This is a genomic window from Pseudomonas sp. ML2-2023-3, from assembly GCF_037055275.1.
In the GTDB taxonomy this organism is placed as follows: domain Bacteria; phylum Pseudomonadota; class Gammaproteobacteria; order Pseudomonadales; family Pseudomonadaceae; genus Aquipseudomonas.
In genome coordinates, this window is sequence record NZ_CP146343.1 from 886,771 (window position 1) to 906,007 (window position 19,237).

17 protein-coding genes are annotated in these 19,237 nt (G+C 58.5%); 8 read left to right on the forward strand and 9 right to left on the reverse strand.

Annotation, left to right across the window (positions count from 1 at the left end; all coding sequences use genetic code 11):
- Positions 1-10: 10 nt before the first annotated feature.
- The 4 genes from V6P94_RS04090 to V6P94_RS04105 all read left to right on the forward strand — a co-directional run bounded on the left by V6P94_RS04090 (position 11) and on the right by V6P94_RS04105 (position 4,506).
- Positions 11-889 (forward strand): endonuclease/exonuclease/phosphatase family protein, encoded by an 879-nt coding sequence (locus V6P94_RS04090; protein WP_133075104.1) that lies wholly within the window; start codon positions 11-13, stop codon positions 887-889.
- Positions 886-2,916: a diguanylate cyclase gene (locus V6P94_RS04095; RefSeq protein ID WP_338649035.1), complete on the forward strand. Its 2,031-nt coding sequence runs from the start codon at positions 886-888 to the stop codon at positions 2,914-2,916. Before V6P94_RS04090 ends, V6P94_RS04095 begins: the two co-directional genes overlap by 4 nt.
- Before the next feature lie 285 nt (positions 2,917-3,201).
- Positions 3,202-3,603, forward strand: coding sequence for a hypothetical protein (locus V6P94_RS04100; protein WP_133075106.1), 402 nt, complete (start codon positions 3,202-3,204; stop codon positions 3,601-3,603).
- Positions 3,604-3,726: 123 nt separating this feature from the next.
- Positions 3,727-4,506: an N-acetylmuramoyl-L-alanine amidase gene (locus V6P94_RS04105; protein ID WP_133075107.1), complete on the forward strand. Its 780-nt coding sequence runs from the start codon at positions 3,727-3,729 to the stop codon at positions 4,504-4,506.
- 13 nt (positions 4,507-4,519) lie between these two features.
- Here the strand turns inward: V6P94_RS04105 and V6P94_RS04110 are convergent, their stop codons facing one another.
- A complete protein-coding gene (locus V6P94_RS04110; RefSeq protein WP_133075108.1) occupies positions 4,520-6,310 on the reverse strand; it encodes a KinB sensor domain-containing domain in 1,791 nt (596 codons plus the stop codon).
- A gap of 7 nt (positions 6,311-6,317) precedes the next feature.
- Positions 6,318-7,664: a sigma-54-dependent response regulator transcription factor AlgB gene (gene algB, locus V6P94_RS04115; protein ID WP_133075109.1), complete on the reverse strand. Its 1,347-nt coding sequence runs from the start codon at positions 7,662-7,664 to the stop codon at positions 6,318-6,320.
- 431 nt (positions 7,665-8,095) lie between these two features.
- Between algB and V6P94_RS04120 the strand changes: the two genes are divergently transcribed.
- From V6P94_RS04120 to V6P94_RS04135, 4 genes are all read left to right on the forward strand, one after another.
- Positions 8,096-8,380 (forward strand): hypothetical protein, encoded by a 285-nt coding sequence (locus tag V6P94_RS04120; protein WP_133075110.1) that lies wholly within the window; start codon positions 8,096-8,098, stop codon positions 8,378-8,380.
- An 85-nt stretch (positions 8,381-8,465) separates the two neighbouring features.
- Positions 8,466-8,630: a DUF1328 domain-containing protein gene (locus V6P94_RS04125; RefSeq protein ID WP_019828122.1), complete on the forward strand. Its 165-nt coding sequence runs from the start codon at positions 8,466-8,468 to the stop codon at positions 8,628-8,630.
- Between the two features lie 613 nt (positions 8,631-9,243).
- Positions 9,244-10,563 (forward strand): glutamate/aspartate:proton symporter GltP, encoded by a 1,320-nt coding sequence (gene gltP, locus V6P94_RS04130; protein ID WP_133075111.1) that lies wholly within the window; start codon positions 9,244-9,246, stop codon positions 10,561-10,563.
- A 104-nt stretch (positions 10,564-10,667) separates the two neighbouring features.
- Entirely contained in the window at positions 10,668-11,897 is a 1,230-nt protein-coding gene (locus tag V6P94_RS04135; RefSeq protein WP_133075112.1) for a nucleoside recognition domain-containing protein, read from the forward strand.
- A gap of 20 nt (positions 11,898-11,917) precedes the next feature.
- Here the strand turns inward: V6P94_RS04135 and V6P94_RS04140 are convergent, their stop codons facing one another.
- The 7 genes from V6P94_RS04140 to V6P94_RS04170 form a co-directional block, all read right to left on the reverse strand.
- On the reverse strand, positions 11,918-12,559 hold the full coding sequence (locus tag V6P94_RS04140) for a bifunctional 2-polyprenyl-6-hydroxyphenol methylase/3-demethylubiquinol 3-O-methyltransferase UbiG (RefSeq protein WP_133075113.1): 642 nt from the start codon (positions 12,557-12,559) through the stop codon (positions 11,918-11,920).
- A gap of 40 nt (positions 12,560-12,599) precedes the next feature.
- On the reverse strand, positions 12,600-13,244 hold the full coding sequence (locus V6P94_RS04145; RefSeq protein WP_019828117.1) for a methionine ABC transporter permease: 645 nt from the start codon (positions 13,242-13,244) through the stop codon (positions 12,600-12,602).
- Positions 13,234-14,355, reverse strand: coding sequence for an ATP-binding cassette domain-containing protein (locus V6P94_RS04150; protein WP_133075114.1), 1,122 nt, complete (start codon positions 14,353-14,355; stop codon positions 13,234-13,236). Before V6P94_RS04150 ends, V6P94_RS04145 begins: the two co-directional genes overlap by 11 nt.
- Before the next feature lie 2 nt (positions 14,356-14,357).
- Positions 14,358-15,149: a MetQ/NlpA family ABC transporter substrate-binding protein gene (locus tag V6P94_RS04155; RefSeq protein ID WP_133075115.1), complete on the reverse strand. Its 792-nt coding sequence runs from the start codon at positions 15,147-15,149 to the stop codon at positions 14,358-14,360.
- 124 nt (positions 15,150-15,273) lie between these two features.
- A complete protein-coding gene (locus tag V6P94_RS04160) occupies positions 15,274-16,638 on the reverse strand; it encodes an LLM class flavin-dependent oxidoreductase (protein WP_133075116.1) in 1,365 nt (454 codons plus the stop codon).
- Entirely contained in the window at positions 16,638-17,834 is a 1,197-nt protein-coding gene (locus tag V6P94_RS04165) for an SfnB family sulfur acquisition oxidoreductase (RefSeq protein ID WP_326398697.1), read from the reverse strand. Before V6P94_RS04165 ends, V6P94_RS04160 begins: the two co-directional genes overlap by 1 nt.
- 14 nt (positions 17,835-17,848) lie before the next feature.
- Entirely contained in the window at positions 17,849-19,090 is a 1,242-nt protein-coding gene (locus V6P94_RS04170) for an SfnB family sulfur acquisition oxidoreductase (RefSeq protein ID WP_133075118.1), read from the reverse strand.
- Positions 19,091-19,237 lie beyond the last annotated feature (147 nt).

Below are 19,237 nucleotides of genomic sequence, written 5' to 3' on the forward strand. Positions count from 1 at the left end.
GCCCGCCCCCGTGCGTCGCTGGAAAAGCGAGCGAATCGTTGGTCTGCACGAACCGCAGATCAATGAGGACCATCTGGCAACCTGCGGGATGCCGGATGATCGGCGTCTGCGATTGCTCAGTTTCAATATTCAGGTCGGTAACAGCACTCAAGGTTACCGACACTACCTGACCCGCAGCTGGCAGCATGTGCTGCCACACAAGGGGCGGGCCGGTAATCTGGAGCGCATAGGCGACTTGCTGGGCGACTTCGATCTGGTTGCCCTGCAAGAGGCGGACGGTGGCAGCCACCGCTCCGGCTACGTCAATCAGGTCAAGTACCTGGCCCAACAGGGCGAATTCCCCTACTGGTATCAACAACTCAATCGCAATCTGGGTCGCCTGGCCCAGCACAGTAACGGGATGCTGAGTCGTCTGCGTCCTAGTGCAATTGAGGATCATCCCTTGCCCGGCCCTGCGGGTCGTGGCGCCATTCTGGTGCGTTTCGGTGATGGCCCAGATGCATTGGTGGTCGTGGTCATGCACCTGGCGCTGGGGACAAAAACCCGCACCCGACAGCTGGCTTACATTCGTGAGCTGATTGGCGGGTATCAGCATCAAGTGTTGATGGGCGACATGAATACCCATGCCAACGACCTGCTGCATACATCGCCTCTGCGCGACCTGGGGTTGCTGGCACCGCAAATGGAGGCCACTTTCCCCAGTTGGCGTCCACAACGCTGTCTTGATCATATTCTGCTCAGTCCCAGCCTGACCCTTGAGCGGGTGCAGGTGCTGGACCAGCCTATTTCAGACCACTTGCCTGTGGCGGTTGATATCCGTTTGCCAGGCTCGGTGGGTGTTGATTCACAGATTGCCTTGCGACCCACAGACAGTGGGCCCCTGGCATGAGTGACGAAGCTGCGCGCTGGAAAGAGAAATACCTTAAAAGTGTTGAGCAGCAAGACAAGCTGGAGCGTCGCTGGAATGCACGCCTCGACTTGCTGCGCCGTGGACTGGTACGCAGCACCCTGGCGGCAGAAGGCACTGATCGCACCGTCGATCAGTGCATGAAGGAAATGCGCGAAGTGGTGCGCACCAATGAGATGGACGCTGCCCTGGCCGCCTTGCTGCCTCGTCTGGAAAAGGCTGTCCTCGACTCTGAACAGCGTCGCGAAACCCGGGTTGAGCAAGTCGGTGTAGCGCTCAACACCCTGGTCACACAACTGCAAGCTTTGCCGTTGCCCCGTGAAGTCAGCAAACCGCTCAAGGCATTTGCCAAGCAGCTCGACAACCGGGTGGCCCATGCCCGTGAAATACCGCTGTTGCTTGACGAGCTAAGCCGCTTGCAGGGACAGGCTCTGGCGCAGCAAGACAATGGCGCAGAACCGCCCAGACCGGGCTTGTTGCAGCGGCTGTTCGGGGGGCACGACGCCGATAAAACCCAGGGCGAGCCCCCTGAACCTGCGCCGGCAGTTCCCGAGGTGCAGCCGGCACGTATCATGGCGCCCCCGGTTGTTGCCAAACCACTTGAAGCCTCTTCGCCAGAGGTGAAGCCGCGGCTGGCAGTTGAAGTGGCCTCTCCACACATCAACGCCCCGCAGCCCAAGACGGAGTCTTTGGCCGACGCCGAGCTCTTTTCGTCCCATGCACCCGAGCCGCAGGTTGTTGGTGAGCCTGAAGAGCCGGAGCCGGAGCCGGAGCCGGAGCCGGGCGGTGCGCTTGAGTCCGTTGTCGCGCAGGTCGACGCTGAAAATAATGTCCTCCACGTGCCGCCTGAGCCTTCCACCCTTGAAATGGCGGGCAGTCCCGAGTCGGTTGAGGGTGAGATTGACGCCGTCTATGCCCTGCCCGAAAGCCCCGAGCCGTCTTACAGTTCGGTGGCGGTGCATATTGAATCCACACTGCTCGGTCTGCTCAACGATCTATCCCTGCCCGAACATCACCGGCCGCAGGCCGAAGCCATGCGCAAGCGTCTCGAAAAGGGACTGAACTGGTACGAATTACTGCCGATTCTCGATGATCTTGCAGTCTTGATGCTAGCCATTACCGATAGCGGCCAGCATGAGTTTGAAGCGTATCTCAAGCAACTCAACGGGCGCCTTGAGTCGTTCCAGAACAACCTTCAGGCGGCCAGTGAAGGCCATGCCGAAGGACGGTCTGCCGCGGACGACCTGCACTCCCGGTTGCTTGAGCACGTTGATGGTTTGCAAAACAGCGTGCAAGACGCCGTTGACCTGAACAGCCTCAAGCACCTTCTGGAAAACCGCCTGGAAGGGTTGCTGGGCACGATGGATCAGCACCAGCAACAGCGAAATGCCCGTGAACAGGAGCTTTCAGCCCACCTGCAAGGGTTGGCCGAGCGCATAACCCACATGGAGCAGCAGGCCCAGGACTACCGCGAACACCTTGAGGAGCAGCGCCAGAAAGCATTGATAGACCCTCTGACCGGCCTGCCTAACAGGGCGGCATGGGGTGAGCGCCTGCAATTTGAAGTGGAGCAGTGGCAAGTTCATGGCAACCCGTTGCTGATTGCCATGCTCGACCTCGATCACTTCAAGCGTATCAATGATGGCTATGGCCACCTGGCTGGCGACAAGGTGCTCAAGATCATCGCCGCACAGTTGCGCAAACACCTGCTTCCCAGCGATTTTGTTGCCCGTTTTGGTGGCGAAGAGTTCGTGCTGCTGATGCCCGGTACAACACTGGCTGACGGCCTGCAGCGGGCCGAAAGGCTTCGGGCGGCCATCGAGGCGTGTCCGTTCCATTTCAAGGGCGAGCCTGTGACTCTGACGGCCTCCATCGGTGTGTCGGCGTTCAAGGCGGGTGATCGCAGCGAGCACGTGATCAAGCGGGCAGATGAGGCGCTGTATCGGGTCAAGGCTAATGGGCGTAATGGCGTTGATCCGTGTCCATCAACTACTGACTTCATCCTTTAAATAAACACTGTCGATTGAAAGTATCTAAGCAAAGCGTGCTGGGAGTCGTAATAGCTTTCCAGCTGCCCAGTAGTACTTATCGGTTTTTAAACAGTATTGCTTAATGATGTTTGTTGATTCTTGACGTGCGAAGGGTGAGCGACTTATATGAAATAACAGGCTGTTTCAGGTTGCTCTAAGGGTGGCCGCAGCACTGTCATCTGTTTATAGGTCGGATGTTTATTGAGAGCGCCATGCCTGCGTGTTCAGGCTGTGTGGTGCCCTGCGCGACTCAAAAGGTAATATATGAAAACGTTAATTTCCTTGTTGTCCGCTCTTGTTTTACTGGTGGGCGCTATTGCGGTTAATGCGGCGGATAAAACTTCTCTGTATTCAGCGTATATCAACAAAGATGGAACCCTGGCAACGCAGTCGCCTTATTGGATTGACCGTATTGAATATTCCAGTCAGCCCGATTATGCAGCCAGTTATAAAGTGAAGTTGAGGCCCGGCAGCTTCCAAAAAGTGCCAAAGTTTTGTGTGGTGTCGGCCGATGATAAATCAAGTTATGAGCACACGCTTTATGGCATGGCAAAGTTGTCGGGTAAACCGACCCGTGAAGAGGTCAATGTGATCGGCCTGATGCTGGGGCTCGATGGGCCGTCGGGCGACTCATCGACAAGCTTTTATCTGGTGTGCGGTAAATAGCCGCTTTCCTCCTGCTCGTGCGCGAGCAGGGGGCTCGTTTCAACTCGCTGCCCTGGTACAGCTGCGCGACACGGGCAGTGAGGTATGCTTGATCATTAATTTTCAGCTGTGTTGTCTTTGCCCATGAAATTTTTAACGTTGATCTTGTCCATCGTTTTGCTGGCCGGGTGTGCCAGTGGCCCTCCCATGGACACCCGCCATCCGTCGGTCAACTACGACAGCCGCGTGCAGTTTGTGGTGCTTCATTACACCTCGACCTCTCTGGAGCGCTCTCTGGAGCTGTTGACCCATGGTCCTGTCAGCAGCCATTACCTGATAGGTGATACCCCGCCAACGATCTACAAGCTGGTGGACGAAAACCAGCGCGCCTGGCATGCCGGTGAAAGCCAATGGAAAGGCCGGACATGGTTAAACTCCAGCTCCATCGGCATTGAAATCGTCAACAAGGGTTTTCGTGACACCCCGCAAGGGCGGGTCTGGTATCCCTACACCGAAGGTCAGGTCCAGTCGCTTATTGCACTGCTCAAAGACATTTCGACACGCTACAAGATCGACCCTCGCAACATCATTGGCCACAGCGACATAGCCCCATTGCGCAAGCTGGACCCCGGGCCGCTTTTCCCCTGGAAGCGACTGGCCGAGGCAGGCTTTGGTATCTGGCCAAATGCTCAAGCCGTCGCCCGTGAGCAAGCCCTGTATGCCAGCAATGTGCCGAGCATTACCTGGTTTCAGCAGCAACTGGCGTTATTGGGCTACGAAACGCCGCAAACCGGGGAGCTGGATGTTGCGACTCGCCACGTGTTGTCCGCGTTTCAAATGCACTTCAGGCCTGCATTATTTGATGGCACGCCGGATGCTGAGAGTGCGGCAATCTTGAAAGTGTTGAATACGCAAAAGCACTGATAACCCGTGAGGGCTACAGTAGCGGTAGCGCCATGTAAAACTGCGTGCCTTGGCCGGGACGCGAGTACACACCGATGCGCCCGCCATGCAGTTGCACAATCTCTTTGCACAGCGCCAAACCAAGCCCGGCCCCGCCCTTTTTGCGACCCACCTGCACAAAGGGTTCAAAAATACGGCCTTGCTGGCTATAGGCAATACCTTCGCCATTGTCTTCGATACTGATGATTACCCGCTCACCATGGCGCCGGGCCTGAAGTCTGATCTGGCCACCACTGGGGGTATGGCGCAAGGCGTTGTCCAGCAGATTATCCAGCACACGTTCAAGCTGGACTTGATCGGCACTGAGCACAGGCAGAGGCTGTTGCAGTTCGACCAATAGCTCGATATTCCTCGCGGTGGCGGGTTCTGCGAAGCGTGCGCGTGCGTCTTCGAGCATCTGGCCGAGGTCACAGGGGGTCAGCGTCAGCTTTTGCATGCCGTTTTGATAACGAGAGAAGTTCAGCAGGTCATTGATCAGCTGCATCAGGCGCTGCATTTCTTCGTTTACGGTGTTGAGCAAATCGGTTTCGCGCGATTGCGGATCAAAGCGCGCGCGCTCCAGAAACAACCCGAACGCCATGTGCATGCCGGTGACGGGGGTACGCAGCTCATGGGACGCCCGCAGTACGAACTCGCTGCGTACACGCTCAAAAGCGCGTTGCTCGGTGACATCATGGAGCACCATGACCGCGCCAAGAATCGGACCTTTGGGTTGGCTGACCGGGGTCAGGCTATAGGTCAGCAGACGGTTCTCGCCCTCGATGTCGACACTCAAATCTTCCGGTAACCGTTCAAGGCTGCCACCTCGCAGCACCGTTTGCAGTTGCTGGTCGAGTTCGGGGCGTTGCAACGCTTCGCCCAGTGGCTGGCCCAGGCGGCTTTCGTCCCAGCCCAGTTGCCGCTGTGCCACCGGATTCAAATGCTCGAGTCGACCCTGCTGATCAATCATCAACAACCCGTCATCAATACTGTCGAGCACTGCCTGCAGCCGTTGCTGGCCCGCCAGCAGCTCGTCGATATTGGTTGCCTGATGTTGGCGCAAGGCTTCGGCCATCGTGCCGAAGCGCCGTGTCAGCAGGTTCATTTCAGTGGCCGAAGAGAGCGGCAGTACCACCTCAAAGTTACCTTTGCCAATATTGTCGGCGGCTTTGGCCAGCGCCTCGATGGGGGCACCAAAACGCCTGGCAATGCCGTGGGCGGTAACAAAGCCGATGATGAGCACCGCAAGGCCGACCAGGCCCAGCAGGGAAGCGATGATTATGGCGCGATCACGGGCGGCGGCCTGTGCGGCATAAATGGTATCCAGTGCTCGGCGGTGTTCGGTGATCAGGCCATTGCGCAACTGATTGAAGCGATTTGAAAGTTCGTTGTCAGTGCTCAGATTGAGTGACGCGCTATTGGCTTGATGGAACGCTTCCAAAAAACTGCCGTAATCTTTGCGTGCCTGAGCAAAGCCGCTGTGCAGATCGTTTTTGCGCTCATGCTCGATGCCCTCGTCGAGCAGGGTCAGATACTCCTGGCTAGAGGCTTGCAGCGCCTGCGGGTCTGGATTGTTGCGCAGCATCAGGATCAATTGATCACCCAGGGACTGCCGCAGCTTGAGCCCCAGATCCAGAGTGATGAAGTTGTTGCGTATCAGAGCCTCCTGGCTCTTGGCCATCTGCATCACGCTGACAACGCCAAGCAAAAGCCCGAGCAACGCCACTGTGATCAGTGCAGAGATGCTAAGGAACAGACGGGTACGCAGCTTGATCGCAAGTCTCATCGGATGCTCACAGGTTGTACTGCTTACGTTTGCGATACAGCGTCGAGGCATCAATACCCAAGGTTTTTGCCGCCTGATCCAGTGTTTCGCTGGTAGCCAGAACGGCGCCGATATGGGCTTTTTCCAGTTGGTCCAGGCTTAATGCCGCACCAATGCGCGGGGCATTGGGTGTGGTCTGTTCGGCCATGCCCAAGTGGCTGACTTCGACCACTTCCTGGGGACAAATGATACTGGCGCGCTCAACCACGTTGCGCAACTCTCGAATATTACCCGGCCAGCGGTAGTTGGACAGCGCCAGGCGGGCTTCCTGGCTGAAGCCCCGGGCAGGTCGGGCGTATTCCTTGACGAAGCGGGCCAGAAAGCGATCGGCCAGGGTCAGGATATCTTCACTGCGCTCGCGTAACGGCGGCAGATGCAAGGTGATTACGTTCAGGCGATAGAGCAGGTCTTCACGAAAGCGACCATCACGCACCATGTCTTCAAGGTTGAGGTTGGTGGCGGCCAGAATCCTTACATCGGCGCGGCGGGTCACGGGGTCGCCCACGCGTTCGTATTCCTTGTCTTGAATAAAGCGCAGTAGTTTTGGCTGGAGTGTCAGTGGGAAGTCACCGATCTCATCCAGGAACAATGTACCGCCGTCAGCCTGGTTAACCCGGCCCAGTGTGCTTTCACTGGCACCGGTGAACGCTCCGCGGGTATGGCCGAACAGCTCGCTTTCCATCAACTCGGCCGTTAGGGACGGGCAGTTAATAGTCACGCACGATTTTTTGGCCCGTTTGCTCCAGCCATGAATCGCCCGTGCCAACTCGCCCTTACCAGTGCCGGATTCACCGAGAATCAAGATGTTGGCATCAGTGCCAGCGACCTGACGTGCCGTTTCCAGTACCGCCATCATGGCTGGGCTGTGGGAGTCCAGGCCGTCCTTTGGCTTGCGCACTTCACCTTCCAGGGCTTCAAGACGGGCGGACAACTGGCGCACTTCCAACTGTTTGGCCGTCGCCAGACGCAACTGGTCAGGGCTGCACGGTTTGACCAGATAGTCCGCGGCACCGGCCTGAATCGCATCCACTGCGGTGTCGACCGCCGAGTGGGCGGTGACAATCACCACGCGCATCCATGGAGCTTGAATGCGCATCTGGGCCAACACATCCAGGCCGTTGTCTTCGCCCAGGCGCAAATCGAGGAAACACAGATCGAACACCTGACGTTGCAGGAGCGAGTCTGCCTGTGCCGCGCTGTTGGCGGTGGCAACGGTGTAACCCTCGTCTTCGAGGCAATAGCGGAATGTGCGCAGGATGGCAGATTCATCATCGACCAGCAGAATGCGGCCCTGGTGCTCTTTGGCTGATTCCATGTCCTGCGTTCCTTTATGAGTGATCTTGGTTAGTGTCGGAATAATCGGGCAAGTTGCATGATTTTTCAGGATTCATTCCGAGGCTAGCACTGAAGGCAGTCTGTTGCCCGGAGTAACTGACTGATTTTAAAGCTGAATAGGCTGAATATCAGGTCTTGATCGATCGTGGGAATTTACCCTCGTAGCATCTGACTCGCGGAGCGAGGCTGCGGGGTTTGCGTGGCAGCGGGATCGTGCATAACGCACGACGGGCATTGGGGCTATCGTGCAGGATGCGCGTAAAAGCGGCCTTTTAAAACAACTAAGTATTTGATTTATATATGTTTTATATCGATTCGAAAACTGGCATGGCACCTGCAATTACCTTTGTATAGAGCGTCGCGGCTTGCGACTTATCCACACATTGACCACCGGGTGGCAGGAGTTTGAACATGAATCGTCAACAATTCTCCAACATGCGTGTTTCGTCATTGCATCTACAGCAGGGTTTGTTTGCCAGCCTTGCCTTGTCGGTGACATTGATCGGTGGTCAACAGTGGAGCCGATTGGAAGCCGCGCCGCAGCCCGTTGCGACCGTTCTGCACTCTGCCGCCCCACAGCAGCATTTCAAGGCTTACGGATCTGTGACTGACTCCGCTGGCCGTTACGAACTGGCGGCTTCGGACGAGACACAAATAGCCAACACTCAACCTGCACCGGAACGTTGGGTGTTTTGAGTGTTCACAACCTTGAGGCCCTGATCGGGCATCGAGCTATACAAGCGGCATCATCCTGTTTCGCACAGTAATAAGGAGAATCACCATGTTGAGTTGGGCAATTACCTTCCTGATTATCGCCATCATCGCTGCAGTTTTGGGCTTCGGTGGTATTGCGGGCACCGCGACCGGCATCGCCAAGATCCTCTTTGTCGTGTTCCTGGTCATGTTTGTGGTGTCCTTCATCTTTGGTCGTCGCGGTCGAGGCTAGGCATGTTCGCCCCATCCTTTAAGGAAGTGGTCGCTGTCCTGTTAATAACAGGCGGCGACCGAGGGGTATGAAACCGGTTACAGGCTTTAATGATGCCAAGGTTTTGCCTTGGTTTTTTTGTGCCTGAAGAAAATCATCCGGTATACGTAATGCCTTATCAGGGTTCATTTTTTTGAAAACAAATGTGGCCTGAACGGTGCTTCGAAACGTCGACCGTATATCGACAAACAGAAAAATAGCCCGGACTTATATCTGATTTGTGTTGTCGGATATTTCTTGGATATATGCGGCTTTATGCCACTCCCTTCTTGGCTAAAAAGACCTTGAAACAGCCGGTCTACGGCGCTTATGTCGTCTATTCTGTGGAATCGCAGGGGGGGCGATTTGAGGTCTTGTCGGACAAAACCCATGCCGATTCGGCATAGGGTAGGCGTTTACGGCATTAGACGGCCACCTCATGCATGGGAATAGTTGCGCCTTTTTTCGCCTGCCAAAGAGCCTTTCTGGCTCGGTTTGGGCGACCTTCTACGGGGGTGGCGGTTTCTGATTTTTGCGCTTTCGAGCGCTCTATTCTGAGCCTCTGCCCGAGTCCACTTGAAGTAAGGGTAATGACATGAAGAAGGCAAAACTTAGCCTCGCCTGGCAGATCCTGATTGGTCTGGTCCTCGGGATTGCAATCGGCGCGCTGCTCAACCATTTCAGTGCTGAAAAGGCCTGGTGGATCAGTAACGTTCTGCAACCTGCCGGCGATATCTTTATCCGTCTGATCAAGATGATCGTAATCCCAATCGTGATTTCTTCACTGGTTGTCGGGATTGCAGGCGTGGGAGATGCGAAGAAACTCGGTCGTATCGGTTTTAAAACCATCATTTACTTCGAGGTGGTCACCACCATCGCGATTTTGGTCGGCCTGGTGCTGGCCAACGTGTTCCAGCCAGGTGCCGGGATCGACATGAGCACCCTGGGCACAGTCGATATTTCGAAGTATGCGGCCACGGCGGCTGAGGTCACCCATGAACATGCGTTCATCGAGACCATCCTCAACCTGATCCCATCCAACATCTTCGCGGCCATGGCTCGCGGTGAGATGCTGCCGATCATCTTCTTCTCGGTGCTCTTCGGTCTCGGTTTGTCGAGCCTGAACGCCGAGCTGCGCGACCCGCTGGTGAAAACCTTCCAGGGCGTGTCCGAGTCGATGTTCAAAGTCACTCACATGATCATGAACTACGCGCCAATCGGTGTGTTTGCCCTGATCGCCGTGACCGTCGCCAACTTCGGCTTCGCCTCCCTGGTGCCACTGGCCAAGCTGGTGGTGCTGGTTTACGCGGCCATCCTGTTCTTCGCCTTTGCGGTACTGGGCCTGATCGCCAAGCTGTTCGGCTTCTCCGTGATCAAGCTGATGCGCATCTTCAAAGACGAACTGGTACTGGCTTACTCCACCGCCAGCTCCGAAACCGTGCTGCCGCGCGTGATCGAGAAGATGGAAGCCTACGGCGCACCGAAAGCGATTTGCAGCTTTGTGGTACCGACCGGCTACTCGTTCAACCTTGACGGTTCGACCCTGTACCAGAGCATCGCGGCAATCTTTATCGCTCAGTTGTATGGCATCGACCTGTCGCTCAGCCAGCAACTGCTGCTGGTATTGACCCTGATGGTCACCTCCAAAGGCATCGCCGGTGTGCCGGGCGTGTCCTTCGTGGTGCTGCTGGCCACGCTGGGCAGCGTGGGTATCCCGCTGGAAGGTCTGGCCTTTATCGCCGGTGTTGACCGTGTGATGGACATGGCCCGTACGGCCCTGAACGTGATCGGTAACGCCCTGGCGGTACTGGTAATTTCCCGTTGGGAAGGCATGTACGACGACGCCAAGGGCGAGCGCTACTGGAACTCGCTGCCGCACTGGCGCAGCAAGGAAGCCCTGCCAAAAGGTGAGTAACCTCGCCTGGTAGTGCAACTCCCACAAACCCCGGCCCAGGCCGGGGTTTGTTGTTTCTGGGGGTAGGCCGCTATCATTCGCACCATCTTCCAGGAGTTTTCTTGATGCTCAACGGCCTATGGCTCAGCTTTTTCGTCGTCGCTACGGTGTCGGCGCTCGCCCAATGGCTGGTGGGGGGCAATGCGGGGATCTTCTCCGCGATCGTGGAAAGCATCTTCGCCATGGCCAAGTTGTCGGTCGAAGTGATGATTTTGCTCTTCGGCACACTGACGTTATGGCTGGGCTTTTTGCGTATTGCCGAAAAGGCCGGGATCGTCGACTGGCTGGGCAGGGCGCTGGGGCCGCTGTTCAAGCGCCTGATGCCGGAAGTCCCGCCCGGCCACCCGGCGCTGGGCTTTATCACCCTTAACTTTGCCGCCAACGGCCTGGGGCTGGACAACGCTGCCACTCCCATCGGCCTCAAAGCCATGCGCGCCCTGCAAGAACTCAACCCGAGCCCGACCAGTGCCAGCAATGCGCAAATCCTGTTTCTGGTGCTCAACGCCTCGTCCCTGACCCTGTTGCCGGTCACCATCTTTATGTATCGCGCCCAGCAAGGGGCTCCTGACCCGACGCTGGTGTTCCTGCCGATCCTGCTGGCGACCAGTGCCTCAACCCTGGTCGGGCTGCTATCGGTGGCCGTGGTGCAGCGCCTGCGCCTGTGGGACCCGGTGGTGCTGGCGTACCTGGTGCCTGGCGCGTTGATCCTGGGCGGCTTCATGGCGCTGCTGGCGACCCTGTCGGCCACGGCGCTGGCCAGCCTGTCCTCAATCCTGGGCAACCTCACCCTGTTTGGGCTGATCATGTTGTTTCTGGTGATTGGTGCCTTGCGCAAGGTCAAGGTTTACGAAGCGTTCGTTGAAGGGGCCAAGGAAGGCTTCGACGTGGCAAAAAACCTGCTGCCATATCTGGTGGCGATGCTGTGTGCAGTGGGGGTGTTGCGGGCATCCGGGGCCCTGGACTTTGGCCTGGACGGCATTCGTCATGTGGTCGAGTGGTTGGGTTGGGACACCCGTTTTGTCGACGCTTTGCCCACGGCGATGGTCAAGCCTTTCTCGGGCAGTGCTGCACGGGCGTTGCTGATCGAAACCATGCAGACCCAGGGTGTGGACAGCTTCCCGGCGCTGGTGGCGGCCACGGTGCAGGGCAGTACTGAAACCACCTTCTATGTACTGGCGGTGTACTTCGGTGCCGTGGGTATCCAGCGAGCCCGGCATGCGGTGAGCTGCGCCTTGCTGGCTGAACTGGCGGGTGTCGTGGCCGCTATTTTGGTGTGCTACTGGTTCTTTGGCTAAGAGCACACCGTTTACAGCGACTACAGGGCTTGTGCAGCGGGCTTGCGCCACACACTCACCAGCCACGGCTGCTGGTCACGGGGCAAGCCCGCCGGGCGATAGTAGTGTTCAAGTTCGGCAAAACCGGCTGCCATCAGCATCGCACGCCAGTTCTCCAGATCGTGATAAGCGCCATAACGTTCACCGTTCCAGCCTTCACGGTTGTCGCCGCGAGGGTTGGAACTGAGCAGTACGCCCCCGGGTTTCAAGGTAGCGTGCAGCTTGCCCAGTACCTGGCCCAGTTCCTGGGTCGGCACATGGAACAACGAGGCGTTGGCAAAAATGCCGTCGAAGCGCTCAGCGGGCAAATCAAGCTTGAGAAAGTCCTGGTGCCACACTTCGCAGCCGCTGTCCTCGCGGGCCATTTGAGTGAAACGCTCGGTGCCGTCCAGCCCGACCGCGACATGACCCAGCCGGGTGAAGGTTTGCAGGTCGCGACCCGGACCACAGCCAAAATCCAGAATCGAAAACGGCGAACAGCCCTGGATATGCCGCAGCAGAGCGTTGATGTTCTGGCTCACGTCGTGGTCGCGGGTGCCTTCACGGAAGCCTTCGGCACTCTGTTGATAGTGGCCAAGTGTGATGGCAGCAATCTGTTCGAGGGTCTTTGGATCGAGGGTCATCGCAGGCTCAGTCGGCGTCAGTCAGGCCGCCGACTATACCTCAGCGTTTGTTCAGTGCCAGGGCCAGGCGGTCGCCGCCGAGCTGAATCACGGCCACTAAAATCACCAGCAATACGATCACGGTCAACATCACTTGCGAGTCGAAGCGCTGATAGCCGTAGCGGTATGCAATGTCACCCAACCCGCCTGCACCGATCGCGCCAGCCATTGCCGAAGAGTTGATCATGGTCACCAGGGTGATGGTAAAACCGCCGACGATACCGGGTAAGGCTTCGGGCAACAGCACATGCCAGATGATGTGATGACGCTTGCAGCCCATCGCCTGGGCGGCTTCGATTAATCCGTGATCAACTTCGCGCAGGCTGACTTCGGCAATCCGGGCAAAAAACGGTGTAGCCGCGATGGTCAGTGGTACGACTGCAGCCCAGACCCCGTAGGTAGTGCCTACAATCAGGCGGGTAAACGGGATCAGCGCCACCATCAAAATCAGAAAGGGAATTGAGCGAAACAGATTCACGAACGCCCCCAATGCCTTGTTCAGCGCCGGGGCTTCATAAATGCCACCCTTGCCGCTGGTGACCAGAATCACCGCCAGCGGAATACCCAGGATCAGCGCGATCAGCGAAGACACACCGACCATCAAGAAGGTGTCGATCACCCCCTGCCATAAACGATCAAATCCCATAACCCACCACCTCGACCTGTTGTGCCCATTGACCGGCGCGCTTGCGCAGTTCGTCCACGCCCAGGGACGTGCTGGTCACGCTGAGCAGCAGTTGGCCCAGGGCATGGCCCTGGATGTGCTCGACACCGCCGTGCAGCAGTCGCACCTGCCCACCCAGGGCGCTGAACAACGCGCCAAGATCCGGCTCTTGCGCCTGGTTGCCGGTGAAACGCAGACGCAGGATCACGCTGGATTGCGAAGACAGCGGTTGCGCGCAAATACGCTTTTGCAGGGCTTCGGGCAGGGTGTCTTGCAGCGGCGCGAGCAGGGTTTTGCTGACATCGTGCTGCGGGTCGCCAAACACTTGCCACACCGGTCCTTGCTCCACCACCCGGCCTTGCTCAAGCACCACTACGCGGTGGCAAATATCCCGAATCACAGCCATTTCATGGGTGATGAGGATGATGGTCAGGCCCAGGCGCTGATTGATTTCGCGCAGCAAGCCCAGAATCGACTGCGTGGTTTCGGGGTCCAGCGCCGAGGTGGCTTCGTCGCAGAGCAGAATCGCCGGGTCGTGAACCAGCGCCCGGGCAATGCCGACCCGCTGTTTCTGCCCGCCCGAGAGCTGCGCCGGGTAGGCCGTGTGCTTGCCTTGCAGGCCGACCAGCTCCAGCAGTTCGCGGACTTTCTGCTCGCGTTGCAGCTTGGGAACCCCCGCCACCTTGAGCGGCAGTTCGACGTTCTGCCACACGGTCTTGGCCGACATCAGGTTGAAGTGCTGGAAAATCATGCCGATCTTGCGCCGCAGCGCGACCAGTATGTCTTCGTCAAAACCGGCGATATCCACCTGGTCAATCAGCACGCGTCCGCTGCTGGGGTGTTCGAGGCGGTTGATGGTACGAATCAGCGACGACTTGCCCGCGCCGCTGCGGCCAATAATGCCGAAAATTTCCCCTCGTTGAATCGCCAGGTCGATGCCTTTGAGGGCATCCACCGGGCCCTGGCGGCCCTCATAGGTTTTGCCGATACCGATAAAACGCACATGGGCGTGGCTCAGCTCGGGGTGCAGTTCGGTGTGGTTCGCGCTGGGCTGCGGCTGATCGAGCCGCTCGCGAGCAATGGCCACGCTCATGATCAGCCTCCCCAGCCGGGTTGGTACAGGTTGCCGTAGGTCTTATCCAGTTGGGCCTTGACCACGGGGGAGTGCTGATAAATGTCGATGAACTTGGCCAGGCGCGGGTCGTCCTTGTTTTTAGGCTGGATCACGAACTGAATCACGTACTCGGGGTGATCGATGCCGTCGAACAGCAACGCCGACTCGGCATCAAAGGTCTTGGCCAGGCGGATGTAGGCAGGGTAGCCCTGAACCAGATCGGCATCGTCGTAGGCACGCACCAGTTGCACGGCTTCAACCTGCAGGATTTTGATCTTCTTCGGGTTGGCGATGATGTCTTCTTCGGTGGCCTTGTAGCCGACGCCGGGCTTGAGGGTAATCAACCCGGCCTTGGCCAGCAGTTGCAGGCCGCGCCCGCTGTTGATCGGGTCGTTGGCGATGGCGACAGTGGCGCCTTCAGGCAAGGCGTTGAGGCTTTTGTATTTTTTCGAATACAGGCCCACGTTGTTGATGATGCCTTTGGCGTAAGGCGTCAGGTCAAACCCGGCAGCGGCCTTGGTGTTTTCCAGAAAGGGGATGTGCTGGAAGTAGTTCACGTCGATATCGCCACTGGCCAGGCTGACGTTAGGTGCGATCCAGTCGGTGAACTCCACCAGTTCGACCTTGAGCCCTTGCTTGTCGGCCTCGGCCACTGCGGTTTCCAGCGGGATGGCGAAAGCGGCGGTGGTGCCGACCTTGAGGGGCTTGTCGGCTGCGTGGATGAGGCCGCTAAACAGCCCGAGGGCCAGAACCAGTGCGTGTTTTTTGTTCATGGTGTTTTCTCAGTCAAATAGTCGGAATTCGAACCCTGTAGTCGCTGCCGAAGGCTGCGAAGGGTTGCTCCGCAACCCGTTTTCTCGAAATCCCCGCAGGCCTGATCGCAGCCTGCGGCAGCGACTACAGGTCTTGATATCTGTAAGCCGCGCCGGTATGGCGTTGTGGCAAGTGCGCATCCCCGTCGACAAACAGCTTTTGCCGCAGGCTGCCGGTGTCATAAGCGGTTTTATAGGAGCCCCTGCGTTGCAGTTCGGGGACCACCAGGTCGATAAAATCGACGTAGCTTTCAGGGGTGACGATGCGGGTCAGGTTGAAGCCATCGAGGCCGGTTTCTGCGATCCACGACTCCAGTTCATCAGCCACGTGTTCCGGCGAACCCACCAGGGTGATGTAGCGCCCGCCCAGCGCGTGCTGTTCGAGCAACTTGCGCCGGGTCCAGTCATTGTTTTGCAGCACTTTGGTCGCCGACTGGATCGCGTTGCTCTTCACGTACTGGATCGGCTCGTCCAGTTCATAGTCGGCAAAGTCGATGCCCGTGGAGCTGGAAAAGTGCGCCACTCCCGCTTCGGCGCTGGCATAGCGCAAGTACTCGTCACGCTTTGCCTGCGCCTGTGCCTCGGTCGGTGCAACGATCACGTTGAGGCCCATGAACAATTTGATGTCGTCAGGGTTGCGGCCCGCCGCCACGGCGCTGGCGCGAACCTTGTCGACCTGGGCTTTGGTGGCGGCCTTGGTCTGGCCACTGATAAACACGCACTCGGCATGGCGCCCGGCAAATACCAGCCCGCGATCCGAGCTGCCCGCCTGAAACAGGACCGGGGTGCGCTGGGGCGACGGCTCGCAGAGGTGATACCCCTCCACCTGATAGAACTCACCGTCGTGTTTGACCTTGTGAACCTTGTCGGGCCGGGCGTAGATGCGCTGCACCGGGTCATTGATCACGGCGTCGTTTTCCCAGCTGCCCTCCCAGAGCTTGTAAAGCACTTGCAGGTACTCATCGGCCTGATCGTAGCGACGGTCGTGCTCGACTTGCTCGGTCAGGCCCATGGCCTTGGCAGCGCTGTCGAGGTAGCCAGTGACAATATTCCAGCCGACGCGGCCGCGGGTCAGGTGATCCAGAGTCGACATGCGGCGCGCGAATAAATACGGGGTTTCGTAGGTCAGGTTGGCGGTCAGGCCAAAGCCGAGGTTTTTGGTGACGGCAGCCATCGCCGAAACCAGCAGCAGCGGGTCGTTAACCGGCAACTGGATCGCCTCTTTGAGGGGGACATCAACCGACTGTTGATAAACGTCGTACACGCCCACGATGTCAGCGATGAACAGCCCGTCAAACAGTCCTCGTTCCAATAGCTGAGCCAGCTCTGTCCAGTACTCCAGGGTGTTGAAGGTGGTCGAGTTGTCCCGTGGGTGCGTCCACAGCCCGTGATTGATATGGCCAATGCAGTTCATGTTGAAGGCATTGATCAGGATCTTTTTTTTACTCATCAAATGGTCCCCCGCAGTGGCGGGTTGGCATCGTTGAGGTAGTAGTTGCCCACGGCGTGGTACTTCCAGCGCACCGGGTCATGCAGCGTATGGACCCGGGCATTGCGCCAGTGGCGGTCGAGACCGTGCTCGGCCAGGGTGGCCTGGCTGCCCGCCAGCTCGAACAGAGTGCTGCCCGCGGCCAGGGAAATTTCAGTGCTCAGGGCTCGCGCCTCAGCGATGGCTATCGAGGCGGCTGCCACGGTGCTGGCGCTGGTGTCGGTCTGGGCGCTGTCGAGGAATTCCCCGGCCCGCTCCAGCAGGGCCTCGGCAGCATGCAGGCGCACACTCAAGTGGCCGAAGCTTTTCAGGGTCAGGGGGTCTTCGCTGGCGATATCGGTGGTGGCGTCGATCCAGGGCCGGGTTTTGGTACGCACAAAATTCAGGGCGTCTTCAAAGGCGGCGCGGGCAATACCGGTGTCGATGGCCGCGTGCAGAATCTGCGCCAGCGGGCCAACCGGGGTCGGACGCTCGAAGGCGCTTTGAAACGGGATCACGTCCTGGGTGGCGACCGATACGTTGTCGAATACCACCGAGCCGCTGCCCGTGGTGCGCTGGCCAAAGCCGCTCCAGTCGTCGATCACGCTCAGGCCGTCGCTGTCGCGGTGGACAAATGCCAGGTGCTGGATACCGTTATCGTCCACCACCGAGGTAGGAATCCGCTGCGCATACAGTGCGCCGGTGGCGTAGAACTTGCGGCCGGTGATGCGATAGCCGTGTTCGGCCTTGGCCAGGTGGGTGGTGCGATCGTGTGCAGTCTTGGTGCCGATTTCGGCCAGGGCATTGCCGAAGCGTTGCCCGGCCAGCACTTCGGCATACAGCCGCTGCTTTTGCTCGTGAGTGCCATTGACCCGAAGAACTTCAAGGGCATAAAAGTGATTCTGCGGGATTTGCCCCAGCGAGGCATCGGCCGCAGCGATCAACGCGACAACCTGGGCCAGGGTGACATTGGACACACCGGCACCGCCGTAGGCCTTGGGCACGGTGATGCCCCACAGGCCGGTGTGGGAAAACAGTTCCAGCTCATCAAAAGGCAGGCGTCGCTCACGATCGCGCAGTGCGCTGTCGCGTTTGAAATGCGCCGCCAGCTCACGGGCTACGCTCAGGGCCTCGGCATCGCTGTGGATAACCGGGACCTGTTTGGATATCAGTGACATGGGTGTCTCCAGGGTCAGATCCAGGAATGCCGGGCAGGCAAGGTGCCGTTGAGGCGGTAAGCGCCAATGGCGTGGTACTTCCAGCGCACCGGGTCGTGCAGGGTATGCACCCGGGCGTTGCGCCAGTGGCGGTCGAGGTTGAATTCGGCAAGGGTGGCGCGGCTGCCGGCGAGTTCGAAGAGCTTTTCGCTGGCCAGCAACGACAGCTCGGTGGTCAACACTTTGGCCTCGGCCACGGCAATGGATGCGCGGGCAGCGGCGTGAGCGTCAATCGCAGCGGCGCTGACTTCGTCCAGCACGCGACCGGCTTTGCGCAGCAGGGCCTCGGCGGCGTGCAACTCAATGTGCAGCTTGCCGATGTCGGCGATCACGTAAGGGTCATCGCTGTTGCGTTCGACCTTGGCGTCGATCCACGGGCGTGAGCGTTCGCGCACAAAACTGATGGTGTCGGCGATGGCGCCCCGGGCAATGCCCAGATCGATGGCCGCCTGGATCAACTGCGACACAGCGCCTTGAATATTGGGCGCATCGTTGAGGCGCGAACTGTCGACCACCAGTTCGGCTTCAACTCGAACATTGTTGAGCAGTACGGTGCCGCTGGCGGTGGTGCGCTGACCAAATCCGGACCAGTCATCGACAACGCGCAAGCCCGGTGTGCCGCGACGTACAAAGGCCATGACCGGCTTGCCGTGATCGTTGATTGCCTTAACCGCAATCCAGTGGGCGAACAGGGCCCCGGTGGAATAAAACTTCTGTCCGTTGATGACGAAATCGTCCCCATCGGCGGTGATCCGGGCCTTCAGGTCGAGGGTGTTTTTGCTGCCGCGTTCCGGACCTGCATTGCCGATGCGCCAGCCTTGCAGCACGCTGGCGAACAGTTGTTCTTTTTGCGCCTGGGTGGCCGTGGCAGCGATCAGGCTGAGAATGCCGACCTGATTCTGCGGGATCTGCCCCAGCGCCGGATCGGCAGCCGAGATAATCGCGAACACTTCGGCCAAGGTCACGAATGACACCTTGGGCCCGCCAAACTCGCGGCCAATGGAGATACTTCCCAGGCCACTACGGGTAAAGGCTTCTATATGCGACCACGGCAGCTTGCGTTGCTGGTCGCGTTTGCCCGCGTGTTCCCGTGCGCTGGCAGCCAGCGCTCGGGCGGCTTCAAGGGCTTCGTTGTCGGTGCGCAGAACTTGCGCTGCCAGCAACAGAGGCGCGACATCCTGGTCGCTTTGCAGGTGTGCATTGGCCAGATTGGACATTAGTACCGCTCCTTGGCTGCACTCAATGCCCTGGCGTTATGCACAAGGGTGATTGTTTTACGGACCATACCTACCTCACGTTTCATGGGAGCGCCGCTTGAGCGGCGCGGATAAAAGCAGAGAGTCCGGTGGTCCGGTCTATATACC